Raw genomic sequence first — 17,849 nt, 5'->3', positions numbered from 1 at the left:
CCATGGCCGTATCGCTGCGTGAGTACCGCGCGAGGATCAAGTCGACGCAGTCGATGAAGAAGATCACCCGCGCCATGGAGCTCATTGCTGCGTCCCGGATCATCAAGGCGCAGCAGCGGGCCCAGGCGGCAGCGCCCTACGCCCGCGAGCTGACCCGGGCCGTGTCGGCGGTGGCGACGTTCGCGAACGTCGACCACCCGTTGACGAAGGAGGAGGAGAACCCCAAGCGGGCCGCCGTCCTCATCGTCACCAGCGACCGTGGTCTGGCCGGGGCCTACTCCTCGAGCGTGCTCAAGGAGGCCGAGCGCCTCGCCGAGCGACTGCGCGACGAGGGCAAGGAGATCGACACCTTCATCTGCGGTCGCAAGGGCGTGGCCTACTACAAGTTCCGCGAGCGCCCGGTCGAGCAGGCCTGGACGGGATTCTCCGACCAGCCGTCGTACGACGTCGCGGTCGAGGTGGGGGAGACCCTCATCGAGCGGTTCCTGCGCGAGCAGGGCGAGGAGGGTGACGCGGACGAGGTCCACGTCGTCTACACGCGCTTCGTCTCGATGCTCACCCAGGAGCCGACGGCGGTGCGACTGCTGCCGCTGGAGGTCGTGGAGGGCACGGAGGCTCCCGAGGAGTCCGAGCTGTTGCCCCTCTACGAGTTCGAGCCCTCACCGGAGGCGGTGCTCGACGGACTGCTGCCGCAGTACGTCCAGTCCCGCATCTTCTTCTGCCTCCTGCAGTCGGCGGCTTCCGAGCTCGCCGCACGCCAGAAGGCGATGAAGTCCGCGACGGACAACGCCGAAGAGCTGATCAAGAAGTACACCCGCATCGCCAACCAGGCCCGCCAAGCCGGCATTACTCAGGAAATCAGCGAGATCGTGGGTGGCGTCAACGCGCTCGCCGACGCCAACGCCGGTGCCGAATAAGTGGAGTGAGACACAAACATGACTGCAACTCTTGAAGAGACCACCCAGGCCGGCGGCGCCAGCGTGGGCCGCATCGCCCGCGTCATCGGCCCGGTCGTCGACGTGGAGTTCCCCGTCGACAACATGCCGGAGATCTACAACAAGCTGACCGCCGAGATCGTTCTCGACGGCCAGACCACGGTGCTGCCCCTCGAGGTGGCCCAGCACATCGGCGACGGGATGGTTCGCGCCATCTCGCTCAAGCCGACCGACGGGCTGGTGCGCGGTGGCCAGGTCACCGACACCGGGGAGCCGATCATGGTCCCCGTCGGTGACGTCACGCTCGGCCGGGTGTTCAACGCCACGGGCGACGTGCTGAACCTCAACGAGGGCGAGACCCTCGGCGAGCACGAGCGCTGGGGCATCCACCGCAAGGCGCCCGCCTTCGACCAGCTCGAGTCGAAGACCGAGATGTTCGAGACCGGCATCAAGGTCATCGACCTGCTGACCCCCTACGTGACCGGCGGCAAGATCGGTCTGTTCGGTGGTGCCGGGGTCGGCAAGACCGTGCTGATCCAGGAGATGATCGCCCGCGTCGCCAAGAACCACGGCGGTGTGTCGGTGTTCGCCGGTGTCGGTGAGCGCACCCGTGAGGGCAACGACCTCATCGTCGAGATGGAAGAGGCCGGCGTGCTGGGGCAGACCGCCCTGGTGTTCGGCCAGATGGACGAGCCGCCGGGCACCCGCCTGCGCGTCGCGCTGTCCGCGCTGACGATGGCGGAGTACTTCCGCGACGTGCAGAACCAGGACGTGCTGCTCTTCATCGACAACATCTTCCGGTTCACCCAGGCCGGTTCCGAGGTCTCCACCCTGCTGGGCCGCATGCCCTCCGCGGTGGGCTACCAGCCCAACCTGGCTGACGAGATGGGTGTGCTCCAGGAGCGCATCACCTCGACGCGTGGTCACTCCATCACCTCGATGCAGGCGATCTACGTGCCGGCCGACGACTACACCGACCCGGCTCCGGCGACCACGTTCGCCCACCTGGACGCGACCACCGAGCTGTCCCGCGAGATCGCGTCGCTGGGCATCTACCCGGCCGTGGACCCGCTGACCTCGACGTCGCGGATCCTCGACCCGCAGTACATCGGCAAGGAGCACTACGACTGCGCGATCCGCGTCAAGCAGATCCTGCAGCGCAACAAGGAGCTCCAGGACATCATCGCGATCCTCGGTGTCGACGAGCTGTCGGAGGAGGACAAGGTCATCGTGTCCCGCGCCCGCCGCATCCAGCGGTTCCTGTCGCAGAACACCTACGTGGCCAAGCAGTTCACCGGCATCGAGGGTTCGACCGTGCCGGTGGCCGACACCATCGAGGCGTTCAACAAGATCGCGGCCGGCGAGTACGACCACGTGGCCGAGCAGGCCTTCTTCATGTGCGGCGGTCTGGACGACGTCGAGCAGAAGTGGGCCGAGATCCAGAAGTCCCTCTGATGGCACGCGACGTCGGCACCGGGCTGCACGTCGAGCTCGTCGCGGCGCACCGGACCGTGTGGTCCGGCGCGGCGTCGATGGTCATCGCCCGTACGACCGAGGGCGACATCGGCGTGCTGGCGGGTCACGCCCCGCTGCTGTCGCTGCTGATCGACGCCGAGGTGGAGATCGCAGCCGAGGACGGGATCGTGCACGCCGTGGTCGACGGTGGGTTCATCTCGGTCGCTGATGACCGGGTCTCGATCCTCAGCCAGCACGCCCTGCTGGCCGAGGAGATCCACATCGACGAGGCCAAGGCTGCCCTCGCGGCAGCCGAGGGCCTGCCCACCGGGGACGAGCGTGAGGTCGAGATCCGTCGTGCCTCCGCCCGTATCCGTGCGGTCGAGAAGGCCGGCTGACCCGACCGTCCGAGGTCCCGACCGTGCCGCTAGGGTGATGCCCTCAGCACGGTCGGGACTTGGGCAGGGGGACGTGGATGCCGGTGTGGCAGTGGCTGCTCGATGCAGCCGGTGTGCTCCTGGTCCTCGTGCTCCTCTACGGCCTCGCCCTCGTCGTGCGTCGCCGGGTGATCGCCCGTGACGGCGGCACCTTCGAGCTCAGCCACCGCGTCCGGTCCGACAGGGCCGGACGCGGTTGGCTTCTCGGCATCGGCCGCTACTCCGGCGAGCAGCTGGAGTGGTTCCGCATCTTCTCCCTGTCCCCGCGCGCCAAGCGCTGCTGGCAGCGCACCGAGCTGACCTACGAGGAGCGTCGGGCGCCCGAGGGCCCGGAGCAGTCCGCGCTCTTCCCCGACCACGTGGTGATCGTGTGTCGCAGCGACGACGGCATCGTCGAGCTGGCGATGGGCACCAGCTCCCTCACGGGGTTCCAGTCCTGGCTCGAGGCGCGTCCGCCGGGCGCTGAGATGCCCGGCTCGCGCTGAGGTCGGGAGCGGCTCGGTGACCGGTCGGTCGCGGGACGCCCTGCAGGACGCCCGCCACGCCGTGGCATGGACCTTCGTGCTGAACGGGCTGGTCTTCGCCTCCCTGGTCGCGCGCCTGCCGGACCTGCGCGAGCGGCTCGCGCTGAGCAACACCGCCCTGGGCCTGCTGCTGCTGGCGGTGGCCGTCGGTTCGATGCTGGCCCTGCCCACCACCGGTCACGTGATCGCCCGCGCCGGCGCGGCGCGCACGGTGCGGCTGGGGGCCGGGCTCGACACCTGCGGTCTCGGCGTCGCCGCCGCCGGCGCGACTCTCGGATCGCTGCCCCTGACCACCCTCGGGCTGTTCGTGCACGGTGCCGGGACGGGCGTGTGGGACGTGGCCATGAACGTGGAGGCGGCCGAGGTGGAGCGGCGCCTGGCCCGCACGATCATGCCGCGGTTCCACGCCGGGTGGAGCCTGGGTTCGATCATCGGCGCCGGCGTCGGGGTGGCGGTCCTGGCCGCGGGGGTGCCGCTGCTGGCCCACCTGCTCGTCGTGAGTGGCCTGGCCCTGGTCCTCGCCTGGCGCAGCGGCGCCCGCTACCTGCCCACCCGCCGACCCGTGGACGGGGCCGGGTCGGGGGAGGACGGGCCCGTCCGCCGCGCCTCGCCGTGGACCGAGCCGCGCACGCTCGCGATCGGGGTGATGGTGATGGCCTTCGCGATGGTCGAGGGCACCGCCAACGACTGGCTCTCGCTCGCGCTGATCGACGGCTACGGGGTCCAGCACTGGGTCGGCGTGGCCGGCTTCGGGCTCTTCGTCGTGGCCATGACCACCGGACGGCTGGTGGGCCCGGTGCTCCTGGACCGGTGGGGACGCGCGCCGGTCCTGTGGGCCAGCACGGCGCTCGCAGGGGCCGGGGTGCTGCTCACGGTGCTGGGGGCGTCGCTGCCGCTGGTGGCCGTCGGGATCCTGGTGTGGGGCCTCGGGGCGTCGTTGGGCTTCCCGGTGGGCATGAGCGCCGCCGCCGACGACCCGGAGGGTGCTGCGCTGCGGGTCTCGGTGGTCGCCACCATCGGCTACGGGGCGTTCCTCGCGGGACCACCCCTGCTCGGTCGGCTCGCCGACCGGGTCGGCACCCTCGAGGTGCTGCTCGTGGTGGCCGTGCTGATGGTGCCGGCAGCCGCCGGCGTCAGCGCGACCCGCCGGGCACCCACAGCACGTCGCCCTGCTCACGGTTCGTGTAGCGGGCCAGGATGAAGACCAGGTCCGAGAGCCGGTTGAGGTAGGTGATGGCCAGCGGGTTCATCGTCTCGCCGTGCTCGGCGTGCGCCGACCAGGCCGACCGCTCCGCACGACGTACGACGGTGCGCGCGACGTGCAGCTGGGCCCCGCCCACGGTGCCGCCGGACAGGATGAAGGAGCGCAGCTTCTCCAGGTGCTCGTTGTAGTGGTCGCACCAGCCCTCGAGGCGGTCGACGTAGTCCTGGGTGATCCGCAGTGGCGGGTACTCGGGGTCCGCGACGATCGGGGTGCAGAAGTCCGCACCCACGTCGAAGAGGTCGTTCTGCACGTGGACGAGCACCTTCACGACGTCGTCCTCGAAGTCGCCCTGGGCCACAGCGAGCCCGAGCTGGGCGTTGGCCTCGTCGACGTCGGCGTAGGCCTGGAGCCGGGTGTCGGTCTTCGTGGTGACGCTCATGTCGCCGAGTCGGGTCTCACCGGCGTCGCCGGTCCGGGTGTAGATGCGCGTCAGGTTGACCATGGACGAAGGGTAGCCAGCACGACGACACGTGACGAAAAGTGTCCGATCGGTGCAACCTTCCGGGCCGCTGACGCGTCATGGTGGGTGAGGACGACGTCGGAGCGCCCCGGTCTATCGGGAGATCGGGCAGCGGGACGCACGGGAGGACCACATGCAGATCACCACCGAGGGAGCCGTCGTGCGGCTGCACGGCGACTTCGACGTGCGCAGCACCACCGAGGTCCGGGCGGCCGTCTACGACCACCTGGGCGCCCACGACCACGTCGTGGTCGACCTGACCGCGGTCGAGGTCGTCGACCTCACCGCGCTGAAGGTGCTGGCCGTGGCCAGCCGCAGCGCCGACCTCGAGGGACGGCACCTGACGCTGCGCGGCTGCGGCCCCGCCGTACGACGGCTGCTGCACCTCTCGCACCTGATCCGGGTGGTCGACCTGGACCGCGCCGCGGTGCCGGCCTGACCCAGGTCCGACGCCCCGGTGTCGGATAGACCACACGTCCACCGGTTACCAGCGCGTAGGAACCGTTCTACCCTCTGTGCATGACGGAGATGGAGCGCCCCCTGGTCGATCGTCCCGAGAAGGACCGCCCGTGGGTGATGCGCACCTACGCCGGCCACTCGACCGCCCAGGCGTCGAACGAGCTGTACCGCAACAACCTGTCGAAGGGCCAGACCGGGCTGTCGGTGGCCTTCGACCTGCCGACGCAGACCGGCTACGACCCCGACTCGGTGATGTCGACCGGCGAGGTCGGCAAGGTGGGCGTCCCGGTGCCGCACCTGGGGGAGATGCGCCACCTCTTCGACGACATCCCGCTGACCTCGATGAACACCTCGATGACGATCAACGCCACCGCCATGTGGATGCTGGCGATGTACCAGGTGGTGGCCGAGGAGCAGAACCCCGACCTCACCGCTGAGGAGGTCGCCGCGCAGCTGGCCGGCACCACCCAGAACGACATCATCAAGGAGTACCTCTCGCGGGGCACCTACGTGTTCCCGCCCGAGCACTCGCTTCGCCTGATCAGCGACATGATCGCCTACACGGTCCACCAGATCCCGAAGTGGAACCCCATCAACATCTGCAGCTACCACCTGCAGGAGGCGGGCGCGACGCCCACCCAGGAGCTCGCCTACGCACTGTGCACCGCGATCGCGGTCCTCGACCAGGTCAAGGCCTCCGGGCAGGTCGCCGAGGATGACTTCGAGAAGGTCGTCGGACGCATCTCGTTCTTCGTCAACGCCGGCGTGCGCTTCGTCGAGGAGACCTGCAAGATGCGGGCCTTCGTCGAGCTCTGGGACGAGATCACCCGGGAGCGCTACGGCGTCCAGGACCCCAAGATGCGGCGCTTCCGCTACGGCGTCCAGGTCAACTCGCTCGGGCTCACCGAGGCCCAGCCCGAGAACAACGTCCAGCGCATCGTGCTCGAGATGCTGGGCGTGACGCTGTCGAAGAACGCCCGGGCGCGCGCCGTGCAGCTGCCCGCCTGGAACGAGGCCCTCGGTCTGCCGCGTCCCTGGGACCAGCAGTGGTCGCTGCGGCTGCAGCAGGTGCTGGCCTTCGAGTCCGACCTGCTGGAGTACGAGGACATCTTCGACGGCTCGACCGTGATCGCGGCGAAGGTCGCCGAGCTGGTCGAGGGCGCCAGGGCCGAGATCGACCGGGTGCAGGCCATGGGCGGGGCGATCGCGGCGGTGGAGTCCGGCTACATGAAGGAGGAGCTCGTCTCGGCCCATGCCGCCCGCCGGGCCCGCATCGAGTCCGGCCAGGAGATCATCGTCGGGGTCAACAAGTACGAGACCACCGAGCCGTCCCCGCTGACCGCGGACGTCGACGGGGCGATCATGATGGCCGACCCCCGGGCCGAGCAGTCGGCACGCGACTCGGTCACCGAGTGGAAGGCCCAGCGCGACGAGCAGCAGGTCGTCGACGCCCTGGCGGCGCTGGCCGAGGCCGCCAAGGGCAGCGAGAACCTGATGGCAGCGACCCTGGTCGCGGCCCGTGCCGGTGCGACGACCGGTGAGTGGGCCGGCACCCTGCGCGAGGTCTTCGGAGAGTTCCGGGCGCCCACCGGTGTCTCCGGAGCCGTGGGCGTCGCCGGCGCAGGCGCCGAGATCACCGCCGTGCGCGAGCGGGTGCGGGCCACAGGGGAGGAGCTCGGCGGCCGGCTCCGCCTGCTGGTCGGCAAGCCCGGCCTCGACGGTCACTCCAACGGGGCCGAGCAGGTCGCGGTGCGGGCCCGCGACGCAGGGTTCGAGGTCGTCTACCAGGGCATCCGCCTCACCCCCGAGCAGATCGTCTCCGCGGCCGTGGCCGAGGACGTGCACTGCGTCGGGCTCTCGATCCTGTCCGGGTCGCACATGGAGCTGGTGCCGGCCGTGCTCCAGGGTCTGCGCGACGCCGGCGCCGCGGACGTCCCCGTCATCGTCGGCGGGATCATCCCCGACTCCGACGCCCGACGGCTCAAGGAGCAGGGGGTCGCGGCGGTCTACACGCCCAAGGACTTCGGGCTCACCGAGATCATGGGCGGCATCGTCGACGTCATCCGCGCCGCCCACGACCTGGACTGATCTGCGCTGGTGGTCGAGCAGTGACGAGCGCCAGCGAGGAGCGTCGTCGAGGCCCGGTGAGCTGACCGGTCGCCGTACGCCGCTCGACCGACGGGGACGACGCTCGAACGGCGGTGGGTCAGCTCAGGCGCAGGGTGCTGAGGAAGGAGAGCACCTCGCGGCGGACCTGAGGGGCCCGCTGCTCGAGGGGCAGCGCGCTGCCGGTGCCGGGGAAGGTGCGGGTGCGCACAGCGGAGCTGGACCGGAAGCGGCCGGCCTGCTCCTCGGCGGCACCGTCGCGGATCCGTGCGTCGTCCGCGCCGAAGAGGAGCAGCGCGGGAGCCTCGATGGAGCCGGTGTCGAGCGCGAGGCTGGTGACCATGCCCGCGAGGCTGAGGACGTCGCCGCAGGGGACGTCGTTGCGCTGGCGGACGGCGGTGCGCTGGACCCGCGCCGGCGCGGAGGCGAACAGGAGCTCGCGGAAGTCCCGGCGGGTCTCGCCGAAGCCCACGTAGTCGGCGCCGAGGCAGGTCACGCCCTGGCGGAGGGACTCCTGGACCGCACGCTGCGAGAACCGGTTGTCGGTCCACGACATGAGGACCAGACCCTCGACGTCGTCGAAGGTCGAGGCCTCGAGCTGGGCGACGGCGGCGCCGAGCCCGTGGCCGTGGACGACCACGTGACCGGCAGCCGGCGTCGTGGTGCCCACCGGGCCGGTGAAGCGGAAGTTGCCGGACTTCAGGTGCTGGACGACCTGGTGCAGCATCGTGGCCTGCGCGCCGAGGCAGGTGTCGCGGCCCGAGTCGAGGGCGTTCTGGTCGTAGCCCAGCCGCGTGAGCACCAGCGAGGTCTCGCCGCGCTGGGCCAGCTTGCGGGCGTAGTCGAAGCGACGGGGGGAGTCGAGGCCCCAGAACCAGCCGCCGGTGCCGGCATCGTGGACCAGGACGTTGATGCGGTTGGCGCCGTCGAGGCCCAGCACGTCGCCCCGGGGGCCGACCAGCCGCGCGGTGACGGTGTAGTCCTGGCCGTCGGGCACGCACAGGAGGTCGGTGTCGTTGGTGTTGACCAGGTCGAAGGCGACCTGGCGGGAGATCACGCGCTGCTCGCCGGCCGGCCCGGCCACGGCCTGTCCGGCCACGGCTCCGACCAGCGCGCCGGTGAGCGCTCCGACGACCAGTCCGGCGAGCAGGGTGCGCAGGGTCGACGTCATGTCGTTGAACGTATGTCAATAAAGAGGCCAGCCACAAACCATCGGTATGTGAGATGGGCGACGTCGAGCGGTCGCCCGTGTCGCGGCCGGGTCCCGACACGGGCCCGTGATCACCCCGGCGGGCGTGAGGACGCCGTCGACTCCGGGCAGAAGGCCTCGCGCGGCGATCCGGTGTGCAGCTCCTCGGGCAGCAGCACCGACACGTCGTCGGCGAAGGCGCCGGCGGTCCGGGTGCGCAGGACCACCTCGGTGACGAACGCGCCGGCCCGCGCCGAGAGGGTCTCGCAGCCGCTCATCAGCAGCGAGAGCGTCACCTCAAGCTGTCCGCCTCCCGGCACCACGGTCACGCCGTCGTCCGCGGCGACGAGGTCGACCGGCGTGAAGAGGCGCGAGGACGGCTGCTCGTCGGCGAGGCCGGCGACCTCGACGGGCAGTCGGCCGTCGTTGTGCAGGACGAAGGTGTAGCGCAGCGTTCCCTGGTCGGCGTAGCGGACCTGGCGCACCGTGCGCTCAGCCACCGTGAAGGTGCCGGTGGCCTCGGTCCCGGCGACGTCGACCGGGCCCGAGGTGCTCAGCCGGGGTCCGCCCCGCGCCACCGCGGCGGCGGTGAGGGCGCCGAGCAGCAGTGCGACCACCAGCGCGGCCGCACCCACCCGCCCCCACCGTCGCGGACGGCGTACGACGCTCACGACGCGCGGCGGGCCGGTCGCGGCCGGCGTCGCGCCAGGAGCAGCAGGCCGAGCCCGGTGAGCGGCGCGAGCAGCAGCGAGGGAGCACCGCTGTCGCCCGCGGCGGTGCCGGAGGTGACGGCCGCCGCTCGAGCGGACCCGGGCCGCGTCGGGCTGTCGAACCAGTTGCACTGCGGGGGGTGGCGCCAGGTCGGGTCGTTGCGGTCGTACTGGCTGCAGCTGAGGAAGCCGGCGTCCTTGACGGTCAGTCCCGGCACCAGCACGGACCCGCCCTGGTCGCACGGCAGCGGGGGCACGACGAAGTTGTCGTCCTGCCGGCCGTCGGCGTACTCGTTGTCCTCCCAGCAGTTGCCGAGCCCCTGGTCGTCCCACCAGTGGTCCGAGCCGTTCTCCAGCACCCGACCGGCGGGGGTGGTGCCCATGTGGTTGGCGAAGGTGCGGTTGTGGTTGCTCGTGTCGAGCTGCTTGGTGGGGTCGAACTCGTCGCGCAGCACCGCGGGCACCCAGAACTGCATCGTGCCGTGCCGCCAGTTGTCGTAGATCCAGTTGTGGTCGGTGGAGTTGAAGTTGCCGCCGGCGATCAGCACGCCGGTGCCGACGGGGGTCGGCACGACGGGGCACACGGTGCCCTCGGCGTACCCGCGCTCGGGCATCGGCTTGGCGCACACGCCGGTGTCGACGAACTCGGTGTAGTAGTTGGAGTTGTTCGAGAAGATCCGGTTGCGGCTCCACCGCGCGTGGTCCTGGGGCAGGCCCGGGTGGCCGGGGAACAGCGAGTCGGTGGCGATGCCGGTCGCGTTGTTGAAGAAGTCGTTGTGGTGGGCGTAGATCGAGTTGCCGGCCGTGCCCGAGTAGCCCAGCGTGTTGTCGTGGCTGGAGTTGCGCTTGATCTCTATGGCGTAGCGGGTCGGCTCGAAGTTCTCGTTGTCGGCGTTGATGTCCGCGCCGGAGCCGGGGTAGATGCCCGAGTCGCCGTTGAAGTAGGCCTCGGAGTTCTTGATCAGGCCGTGGTCGCTGGCGAAGGCGAGGATGCCGTACTCGTCGTTGGCGCGCGCCACGATGTCGTCGATGACGAAGCCGTCGGTCTCCAGGACGTAGATCGCGTTGAACTCGGCCTGCTCGAAGGTCATCCGGCGCAGGTAGAAGCCGCCGGCCCGGTCGACGCGCAGCGCGTTGAGCTTGCGGAAGCGGTTGTCCACGAGGACGTCGTGCGCGTCGGCCCCGGTCCCGACCAGCTGGGTCCCGCAGAACTTGCTGTCGCAGGCGATCGAGTCGTCGCCGGGGGTGCGGTCACCGAAGACCGAGATCAGGTTGAGGTTGCCCGAGCAGCGCCGCTGGTCGGCGTACGACAGGGCGATCGGGTCGGAGGTGCCGTCGTCCGCGGGGGCCGAGGCGCCCGAGTCGGGGGAGGAGAGGCTGCCGATGTACTCAGCGGCCAGCAGCGGGTCGTCGGAGTCGGTGGCCAGGTGCGAGCAGTAGCGGCTGCGGTCGTCCTTGCCCCACCGGGTCTCGTCGTAGGAGCCGGGCAGCACGTAGATCGAGGTGCCACGGCGCGAGATGCTGTTGATCGCTGCCTGGATGGAGGAGTAGCGACACTCCTGGAGCAGGCGCTTGTTCGCGCGCTTGAGCGTCCCGGGGCGCATCCGGCGCACCTCGCGCGGACTCTCGTCGGCACATACCACCCGACGCCGCGGGTTGTCGTAGCCGAGGAAGCGCGGGACCTCGGAGGTGCCGTCGGGGAAGACCGCCGGACGCTCCTCGTGGGCGGCGGCCGGGGATGCGCCGAGGCCGAGGCCCACGCCGGCCACCCCCAGGCCGAGGGCGACCGCCAGGGCGAGCGGGAGTGGAGATCGGGTGCGGGCTCGCGGGGAGGTCCGAGGCATGGGGGTCCTTTCGGGGGGTGGTGACTCCACGCGAACGATCGGGCCGTGACGCAGGTTACGTCCGAGGGGTCGTCCGGACCCGCGCCCGCCCACGGGCTGCCCCGGAGGGCGTCGTCGTCTAGACCACGGCGCCCGTAGTCGGCCGTTCCGGTGTGACGTACGTGACCTTCCACGGTGAAGGGTCGTTCTGCTTCCACCTAGGTCCCCCGACCGTCCCCACCCCTGGAGAAGACCGTGTCCCTGTCGCGGCTCGTGCTGCCGGTCCTGCCCGCCCTGATGATCACCGTCCTGCCCGGCGCCGCCCTGGCGGACGGGCCCACCGACCCGAGCCGGGCCGGAGCCGGCGACGAGAGGACGGCCCGGTCCGACCTGGAGCCGGGCCGGATGCAGGGAGCCTCGGTCGTGAAGTCCGGGTGGTGGTACGTCGCCAACGAGCCGCCGCCGGACACCGGCGTGGTCGCGGCACCGCAGCCGCCCGCACCCACCACCCCGGCCGGCTCGATGCCGGTCGCAGCCGTGCTGGGCGAGGCCCTGAAGGTCTCGGCCGTGGAGTTCGCCCTCGAGGCGGAGCCCGGCTCGAGCATCGACCGCTTCGAGATGGTGCTGCAGGAGTCCGGTGCACCCGCGGCAGCGCTCGGGGGCGAGGTGGCCAGCGTGGTCGCCTGCCCGGTGACCGAGCTCTTCTGGGCCGACGGCCAGGGGGCTGCGTGGAAGAACCGCCCCACCTACGACTGCGACCGCGCCGAGGCTGCGGGCGTGCGTGACGACCAGGGGCGCTGGAGCTTCGACCTCACCGCCGTGGCCTCCGGATGGACGGACACCGACTTCGTCGGCTCGCGCGGCATCGTCCTGGTGGAGAAGGCCGAGGCGCCGGAGTCCTTCGACGTGGCCTTCACCGGCTTCCAGGACGACGGGGTCGGCCTCGTCGTGCGGACGACGGCCCCCGAGGGCACCGACGGCACCGACGGCGCCGGCACGGACGGGACGGACGGGACCGACGGGACCGAGGGCGGGTCCACCAGCGGCGGCACGTCCGGTGGTGCGCTCGGTGGCGGCTCCGGCGGCGGCGGCGACGGCCTCGACGGCCTCGGCGGCTTCGACGACACCTCCACCGACGGCTCCGCCCTGGGCGCCCCGGCCGGCTCCTCTCCCGACGCCGGCGCGGGCGGCGGTGGTGACGGCGCGGACGGCTCGATCGAGGCCGGCGCGGTCCCGGTCGCCGCGAACATCGCCTGGTACTCCGGGCTGCCGCGCGGCGTGGTCGTGCTGCTGCCCTTCGTGCTCGCCCTGGCCTACCTGATGATGCTGGCGCTCGGCCCCGCCGGGCGACCCGACCCGGCGGCCAACCGACGAGGGGTGAGCCGGGCACTCGACCGGTTGCGCGACTCCCGCGGTCTCGGCGCCCTGAAGGTGGTCCGATGAGGACGCGACGCAACACCGGCCGGATGGCCGGACGGCACGTGGCCGCCCTCGGTCTCGTGCTGGCGCTCGCCGCGACCGGGTGCGGGCAGAAGGCGGGCGTCAGCGCCGTCTACGCCGGGGGTCAGGTCCAGCAGGGTGCCGGCGGCGCCTTCGGCGCGCCCGGCACCGGCGGTGACGACTTCGGTGGCGGCGGAGGAGCCGGTGGTGGCGACGCGTTCGGTGGCTCCGGCTCGGGCGGTGGCGGCCTCGGCGGCTCCGGCTCCGGCTCCGGCTCGGGCTCCGGCTCCGGCTCCGGCCCCGGCTCGGGCTCCGGTGGCGGTGAGGACGGCAGCGGCGGCTCGGAGGGCTCGGGCGGCACCGATGGGGGCAGCAGCTCCGGCGGCGACGCCACCGGGGTGACGTCCTCGACCATCAAGATCGGCGTGCACGCGCCGGTCACCGGCGCCGCGGCCATCCCGCAAGCGTCGTTCGAGCGGGCGGTCGGCGTCTACTTCGACTCCGTCAACCGCGCCGGCGGCATCAACGGTCGCAAGGTCGAGGTGCTCTTCGAGGACGACGGCTTCGACCCGAACCGCGCCCGCTCGGTCTGCAAGACCATGGTCGAGCAGGAGGAGGTCTTCCTCCTGATCGGTGGCGCAGGCGCCGACCAGATCGACGCGTGCGCCCGGTACGCGGCCGCCGCGAAGGTGCCCTACCTCTCGGGCGGTGTGCACCAGACCCGACCCGGGCTCGGCCCGTTGAGCAACCTGGGCACCTACTTCGCGCTGTCGCTGGCCTACGAGCAGCAGGTCCCGCTGCTGGCCCGCCTGGTCAAGACGCAGTTCGGCGGCCAGAAGGCTGCCGTGATCGTCGCGGACAACGACAGCCTCGACAGCTTCTACAACGCTTCCGACAGCCAGATCAAGGCCGTCGCGGGCAGCAACCTCGTGCTCTCCCGGCGGATCCCGAAGAACACCACCAGTGACGCTCCTGCGGTCGGCACGTCGATCTGCCAGAGCGGCGCCAAGGTGGTGCTCTGGAACGCCAGCCCGAGCTCGTTCCTGAACGTGCTGAAGTCGATGGCGTGCTCGGTGACCTTCATCGGTCCCGGCCTCAGCAACGGCCTCAACATCGTCGCGCAGGTCGGCTGCCCGAACGTGTCCGGCGCGATGTTCTACTCGCCCATGCCGGGCATGGACGTGATGCGCCAGGACAAGGCGTTCGTCTCGGCCTACCAGCAGAAGAACAACGCCAGCCCGGACGACATCGGGGCGGCGATCTACGGTCTCGAGCAGATGGTCGGCGCGATGCTCAAGGCGACCGGCAAGGACCTGACCCGCGAGTCGTTCATGGCCACCATCGCCCGGGTCAAGAACTTCAATCCGGGCGTCTTCCCGCCGACCAGCTTCTCCAGCCGTTACGGCGGCACCGCGATGCACCTGCTCAGGGCCGACTGCAACAAGAACGAGTTCGTCACCGTCCGGCGCAACGAGCGGCCGTGAGCGGGCTCGGGCAGGAGATCGCCGTCGCGATCGTCACCGGTCTGCTGCAGGGCTGCGTCTACGCGCTGGTGGCGCTGGGGATCGTGCTGGTCTTCCGCGCCTCCGGGGTCTTCAACTTCGCCCAGGCGGAGTTCGGCACCACCGGGCTGTTCGCGGCGTACGCCGCCCTGACGCTGTGGGGCTGGAGCTACACCTGGGCGATCGCGTTCGGCCTCGGCGTCGCTGTCGCGATGGGACTGCTCACCGAGCGCCTGGTCGTGCACCCGCTGCGCAACGCCTCACGGGTCACCGTGCTGGTGGGCACCGCGGGAGTGGCGCTGGCGGCGATCGGGATCCAGTTCTGGCAGTTCAACGACACCCTGATCATGACGATGCCGCGGATCGTGGACTCGTTCTTCCTGGTGCCGGTGATCGGGGCGCCGGTGACCGTGCAGCAGCTGATCACCCTCGGGGTGCTGGTCGTCGCCTCGGTCACGCTGGCGCTGTTCTTCCGCTCGCCCGCCGGGCTGACCATCCAGGCGGCCCAGCAGGAACCGACCGCGGCCGAGCTCGTCGGGATCAGCGTGCGCCGCGTCTCGATGCTCACCTGGGCGATGGCCGCCCTGCTCGGTGGGCTCGCCGGCATCCTGTCCGGCCCGAACCTGACCTTCACCGCCGGCTTCCTGAGCTTCGGGGCCGGCCGTGCGCTGCTGCCGGGATTCATGGCCGCGGTGCTCGCCGGCATGCGCAGCATGCCCGGCGCCGTCGCCGGCGGCCTGACGGTCGGCGTGGTCGAGCAGATGGGGACCCTGTCGATGATGATCGAGATCCCCGGGGCCCGGGCGATGCTGCTGTTCGGCTTCCTCCTCGTGGTGCTGATGGTGCGTCCCCAGGGCATCTTCGTGCCCCGGACGGCGGCTGCGGCATGAGCGACGCGACGACCGTGCTGCCGGCGGTGCCCGGGGAGCAGCCCGAGGGGCAGCCTGCGCACTTCCGTCCCGGCCGCGGGGGCTGGATCGCCCGCGGACTGGTGTGGGCGGTCCTGGCCTGGGTCGTGCTCGGGATCCCGACGAACGTGCTCTCGCCCTTCGAGGTCGGCGTCACCGACGTCGACGTGGCCTCGCTCGCGGCCATCTACGCGATCGGGGCGCTGTCGCTCAACGTGCTGCTCGGCTACTGCGGGCAGATCTCGCTGGGCCACCAGGCCTTCGTCGGGGTGGGCGCCTTCGCCTCCGCCTACATCGTCACCGATCTCCAGCTGAGCTTCTTCCTCGCGGTCGGGGTCGCCGCCGCTTTCGGGGCCGTCCAGGCGGTGCTCCTGGGTGCGGTGTCGCTGCGCCTGACGGGGCTGTACTTCGCCCTGGTGACGCTGGCCTACGGCTCCTTCGCCCAGGAGACCCTCTTCGGTCTCTCGTCGCTGACCGGTGGCGAGGGCGGCAAGCCGGCCCCGCGACCGGACTTCTTCACCAGCGGCTACCGCTACTACTACCTGTGCCTGGGCTTCCTGGCCGTGGTGCTGTGGCTGGACTGGCGGCTGACGTCGTCGAAGGCCGGCCGGGCGATGGCGGCGCTGCGCGAGAACCCGCGGGTGGCGGCGTCGTACGGCATCAACGTGCGGGCCTACATCCTGGTCGCCTTCGCCGTCTCCGGCCTCTTCGCCGGGGTGGCGGGTGCCCTGGTCGCCCACCACGACGAGGTGATCGTGCCCAGCTCCTTCGACTTCCGCCTGGCGCTGCTCTTCGTGCTGATGACCGTGGTCGGCGGACTGCGCAACCGGGTCGGGGTGGTGCTCGGCGCGGTGTTCTTCGCGCTCCTCGAGGAGGGCGCGCTGGTCAGCATGTTCGGTCTCGAGGGGTTCTTCGAGGGGCTGCTGGGCCTGCCCACGGAGTTCGTCTCGCTGGTCGTGGGACCGATCCTGCTGGTCCTGACCCTCACCCTCTACCCCGGCGGGATCGGGCAGCAGATCGCCCCGATCCGCCTCTGGCTCACCGGCCACCGCTTCGACCGGCACGCCGGCGGGGTCAACGACGTGGAGGTCACCGATGTCCGTGCTTGAGATCGACCACCTGACGATCCGCTTCGGCGGCATCACCGCCCTCAACGACGTGAGCCTGCGGGCGGGGGAGTGGGAGATCGTCGGCATCATCGGACCGAACGGGGCCGGCAAGACCACCCTGTTCAACTGCATCACCGGCTTCTACTCCCCGACCGCCGGCCGGGTGCGCTACCGCGGCACCGACATCACCGAGATGGCGGTGCACCGACGCACCGCGCTGGGGATCGGTCGCACCTTCCAGAACGTCGGCCTGGTCAAGAACGCCAGCGTCGCGGAGAACCTGGCCACGGCCCAGCACCTGCAGGTCTCGTACGACCCGTGGGCGGGCATCGCCGGCGGACCGAGCACGTTCACCGAGGAGCGGCGCCTCTCCGAGCGCAGCCAGCTGATCCTCGACCTGCTCGACCTGCGCCACGTGAGCCGCGAACGGGTCGCGGACCTGCCCTACGGCGTGCTCAAGAAGGTGGAGATCGCCGCTGTCCTGGCCACCGACCCCGACCTGCTGCTGCTCGACGAGCCGGGTTCCGGCATGGGTCCCGAGGAGGCGCTGGCCCTGGGCGACACGCTGCTGGAGCTGCGCAAGGAGTTCGGGCTGAGCATCGTGATGATCGACCACCACGTCCCGCTGGTGACCCGGGTCTCCGACTACGTCTACTGCCTGAACTTCGGCGAGGTGCTGGCCGAGGGCAAGCCCGACGACGTACGACGTCACCCCGAGGTCGCCCGGGCCTACCTGGGCATCGATCCCGAGCCCGAGTCCGAGCCCGAGCCGCTCGCGGAGTCGACGCTGGTCCTGCCGCGCGTGGGAGGGGAGCGATGAGCCTGCTGGAGGTGCGTGGGCTGGTGGTGGGCTACGGCCCGCACCCGGTGCTCCACGCGATCGACTTCGACGTCGAGGAGGGCGAGGTGTGCGTGCTGCTCGGCCTCAACGGGGCAGGCAAGTCGACCACCGTCAACACGATCGCCGGCCTGCTTCGCCCGCAGTCGGGGGAGGTGCGCCTGGACGGCAGGTCGCTGGGCCGGCGCTCGCCCTCCGCCCGGGTCAAGCAGGGGATCTCGCTGTGCCCAGAGGGGCGGAGGGTCTTCCCGCGGCTCACCGTGCGCCAGAACCTGCGGCTGGGCGCCTGGAGCCGGCGGCGCAGCCCCCGCGCCGTGCGCGAGCAGCACGACCTGGTCTTCGACTACTTCCCCCGGCTCGTCGAGCGCCAGGACCAGCTGGCCGGCACCCTCTCGGGCGGCGAGCAGCAGATGCTGGCCGTGGGGCGGGCCCTGATGTCGCGTCCGCGGCTGCTGCTCATCGACGAGGCGTCGCTGGGACTCAGCCCGGCCCTGGCCCGGACCGTCTGGGAGGTCACCTCGCGCATCCGCGACGGGGGCACCACCGTCCTCATGGTCGAGCAGAACGCGGGGGCCCTGCCCTTCGCCGACCGCGCCCTGATCATGGAGAAGGGCACCGTGCTCCACACCGCCGTGGGGGAGCAGATCCGCAACGTCAACCTCCGTGAGGCCTACCTCGGAGCTTAGGAGT

The 17,849-nt window shown here is 71.1% G+C and carries 17 protein-coding genes; 13 read left to right on the top strand and 4 right to left on the bottom strand.

The features are described from left to right. Positions 1-2 precede the first annotated feature (2 nt). The 5 genes from I601_RS19425 (at position 3) to I601_RS19405 (ending at position 4,552) form a co-directional block, all read left to right on the top strand. Positions 3-917, top strand: a complete 915-nt coding sequence (locus I601_RS19425; protein WP_068113467.1) for a F0F1 ATP synthase subunit gamma — start codon at positions 3-5, stop codon at positions 915-917. An 18-nt stretch (positions 918-935) separates the two neighbouring features. After that, entirely contained in the window at positions 936-2,390 is a 1,455-nt protein-coding gene (gene atpD, locus I601_RS19420) for a F0F1 ATP synthase subunit beta (protein ID WP_068113463.1), read from the top strand. Further along, positions 2,390-2,788, top strand: a complete 399-nt coding sequence (locus I601_RS19415; RefSeq protein WP_068113462.1) for a F0F1 ATP synthase subunit epsilon — start codon at positions 2,390-2,392, stop codon at positions 2,786-2,788. The genes atpD and I601_RS19415 overlap by 1 nt, the downstream gene beginning before the upstream one ends. Before the next feature lie 77 nt (positions 2,789-2,865). Continuing rightward, on the top strand, positions 2,866-3,312 hold the full coding sequence (locus tag I601_RS19410; protein WP_068113461.1) for a DUF2550 domain-containing protein: 447 nt from the start codon (positions 2,866-2,868) through the stop codon (positions 3,310-3,312). 16 nt (positions 3,313-3,328) lie between these two features. Continuing rightward, complete coding sequence (locus tag I601_RS19405) at positions 3,329-4,552, top strand: MFS transporter (RefSeq protein ID WP_068113460.1); 1,224 nt, start codon at positions 3,329-3,331, stop codon at positions 4,550-4,552. Here I601_RS19405 and I601_RS19400 read toward each other — a convergent pair. Then, complete coding sequence (locus I601_RS19400; RefSeq protein WP_068113458.1) at positions 4,485-5,057, bottom strand: cob(I)yrinic acid a,c-diamide adenosyltransferase; 573 nt, start codon at positions 5,055-5,057, stop codon at positions 4,485-4,487. The genes I601_RS19405 and I601_RS19400 overlap by 68 nt on opposite strands. 151 nt (positions 5,058-5,208) lie before the next feature. On the opposite strand from I601_RS19400, the gene I601_RS19395 reads away from it, so the two are divergent. Beyond that, positions 5,209-5,514: an STAS domain-containing protein gene (locus tag I601_RS19395; RefSeq protein ID WP_068113455.1), complete on the top strand. Its 306-nt coding sequence runs from the start codon at positions 5,209-5,211 to the stop codon at positions 5,512-5,514. Positions 5,515-5,594: 80 nt separating this feature from the next. Next, positions 5,595-7,622 carry a protein meaA gene (locus I601_RS19390; RefSeq protein WP_068113452.1) on the top strand — a complete coding sequence of 676 codons (2,028 nt, stop codon included), beginning with the start codon at positions 5,595-5,597 and terminating at the stop codon, positions 7,620-7,622. A gap of 118 nt (positions 7,623-7,740) precedes the next feature. On the opposite strand, the gene I601_RS19385 is transcribed toward I601_RS19390, so the two are convergent. The 3 genes from I601_RS19385 to I601_RS19375 all read right to left on the bottom strand — a co-directional run bounded on the left by I601_RS19385 (position 7,741) and on the right by I601_RS19375 (position 11,383). Next, positions 7,741-8,811, bottom strand: coding sequence for an alpha/beta fold hydrolase (locus I601_RS19385; RefSeq protein WP_068113450.1), 1,071 nt, complete (start codon positions 8,809-8,811; stop codon positions 7,741-7,743). Positions 8,812-8,921: 110 nt separating this feature from the next. Further along, on the bottom strand, positions 8,922-9,500 hold the full coding sequence (locus I601_RS19380; RefSeq protein ID WP_157520341.1) for a hypothetical protein: 579 nt from the start codon (positions 9,498-9,500) through the stop codon (positions 8,922-8,924). Continuing rightward, positions 9,497-11,383, bottom strand: a complete 1,887-nt coding sequence (locus I601_RS19375; protein WP_068113445.1) for a right-handed parallel beta-helix repeat-containing protein — start codon at positions 11,381-11,383, stop codon at positions 9,497-9,499. Before I601_RS19375 ends, I601_RS19380 begins: the two co-directional genes overlap by 4 nt. A gap of 234 nt (positions 11,384-11,617) precedes the next feature. Between I601_RS19375 and I601_RS19370 the strand changes: the two genes are divergently transcribed. From I601_RS19370 to I601_RS19345, 6 genes are read left to right on the top strand one after another with little or no spacing between them, the layout of a single operon-like run. Beyond that, complete coding sequence (locus I601_RS19370; protein ID WP_068113441.1) at positions 11,618-12,805, top strand: hypothetical protein; 1,188 nt, start codon at positions 11,618-11,620, stop codon at positions 12,803-12,805. Beyond that, positions 12,802-14,286 carry an ABC transporter substrate-binding protein gene (locus tag I601_RS19365; protein WP_068113439.1) on the top strand — a complete coding sequence of 495 codons (1,485 nt, stop codon included), beginning with the start codon at positions 12,802-12,804 and terminating at the stop codon, positions 14,284-14,286. Before I601_RS19370 ends, I601_RS19365 begins: the two co-directional genes overlap by 4 nt. Then, positions 14,283-15,194 (top strand): branched-chain amino acid ABC transporter permease, encoded by a 912-nt coding sequence (locus I601_RS19360; RefSeq protein ID WP_068113436.1) that lies wholly within the window; start codon positions 14,283-14,285, stop codon positions 15,192-15,194. The genes I601_RS19365 and I601_RS19360 overlap by 4 nt, the downstream gene beginning before the upstream one ends. Continuing rightward, positions 15,191-16,321: a branched-chain amino acid ABC transporter permease gene (locus I601_RS19355; RefSeq protein WP_068113434.1), complete on the top strand. Its 1,131-nt coding sequence runs from the start codon at positions 15,191-15,193 to the stop codon at positions 16,319-16,321. The genes I601_RS19360 and I601_RS19355 overlap by 4 nt, the downstream gene beginning before the upstream one ends. Beyond that, entirely contained in the window at positions 16,308-17,141 is an 834-nt protein-coding gene (locus tag I601_RS19350; protein WP_068113431.1) for an ABC transporter ATP-binding protein, read from the top strand. The genes I601_RS19355 and I601_RS19350 overlap by 14 nt, the downstream gene beginning before the upstream one ends. Beyond that, a complete protein-coding gene (locus I601_RS19345; protein ID WP_068113428.1) occupies positions 17,138-17,845 on the top strand; it encodes an ABC transporter ATP-binding protein in 708 nt (235 codons plus the stop codon). Before I601_RS19350 ends, I601_RS19345 begins: the two co-directional genes overlap by 4 nt. The last annotated feature ends 4 nt before the right edge of the window (positions 17,846-17,849 follow it).

This window comes from Nocardioides dokdonensis FR1436, from assembly GCF_001653335.1.
GTDB classification, from domain to species: domain Bacteria; phylum Actinomycetota; class Actinomycetes; order Propionibacteriales; family Nocardioidaceae; genus Nocardioides; species Nocardioides dokdonensis.
Note: the sequence above shows the minus strand (reverse complement) of the source record. Positions and strands in the feature narration are given on the sequence as shown.

Bases quoted from the DNA above. Each gene is read 5' to 3' on its own strand.
- I601_RS19345 (WP_068113428.1), top strand. From the start codon at position 17,138: ATGAGCCTGCTGGAGGTGCGTGGGCTGGTGGTGGGCTACGGCCCGCAC.
- I601_RS19410 (WP_068113461.1), top strand. From the start codon at position 2,866: ATGCCGGTGTGGCAGTGGCTGCTCGATGCAGCCGGTGTGCTCCTGGTC.
- I601_RS19365 (WP_068113439.1), top strand. From the start codon at position 12,802: ATGAGGACGCGACGCAACACCGGCCGGATGGCCGGACGGCACGTGGCC.
- I601_RS19390 (WP_068113452.1), top strand. From the start codon at position 5,595: ATGACGGAGATGGAGCGCCCCCTGGTCGATCGTCCCGAGAAGGACCGC.
- I601_RS19355 (WP_068113434.1), top strand. From the start codon at position 15,191: ATGAGCGACGCGACGACCGTGCTGCCGGCGGTGCCCGGGGAGCAGCCC.
- I601_RS19375 (WP_068113445.1), bottom strand. From the start codon at position 11,383: ATGCCTCGGACCTCCCCGCGAGCCCGCACCCGATCTCCACTCCCGCTC.
- I601_RS19415 (WP_068113462.1), top strand. From the start codon at position 2,390: ATGGCACGCGACGTCGGCACCGGGCTGCACGTCGAGCTCGTCGCGGCG.
- I601_RS19425 (WP_068113467.1), top strand. From the start codon at position 3: ATGGCCGTATCGCTGCGTGAGTACCGCGCGAGGATCAAGTCGACGCAG.
- atpD (WP_068113463.1), top strand. From the start codon at position 936: ATGACTGCAACTCTTGAAGAGACCACCCAGGCCGGCGGCGCCAGCGTG.
- I601_RS19395 (WP_068113455.1), top strand. From the start codon at position 5,209: ATGCAGATCACCACCGAGGGAGCCGTCGTGCGGCTGCACGGCGACTTC.
- I601_RS19350 (WP_068113431.1), top strand. From the start codon at position 16,308: ATGTCCGTGCTTGAGATCGACCACCTGACGATCCGCTTCGGCGGCATC.
- I601_RS19400 (WP_068113458.1), bottom strand. From the start codon at position 5,057: ATGGTCAACCTGACGCGCATCTACACCCGGACCGGCGACGCCGGTGAG.
- I601_RS19385 (WP_068113450.1), bottom strand. From the start codon at position 8,811: ATGACGTCGACCCTGCGCACCCTGCTCGCCGGACTGGTCGTCGGAGCG.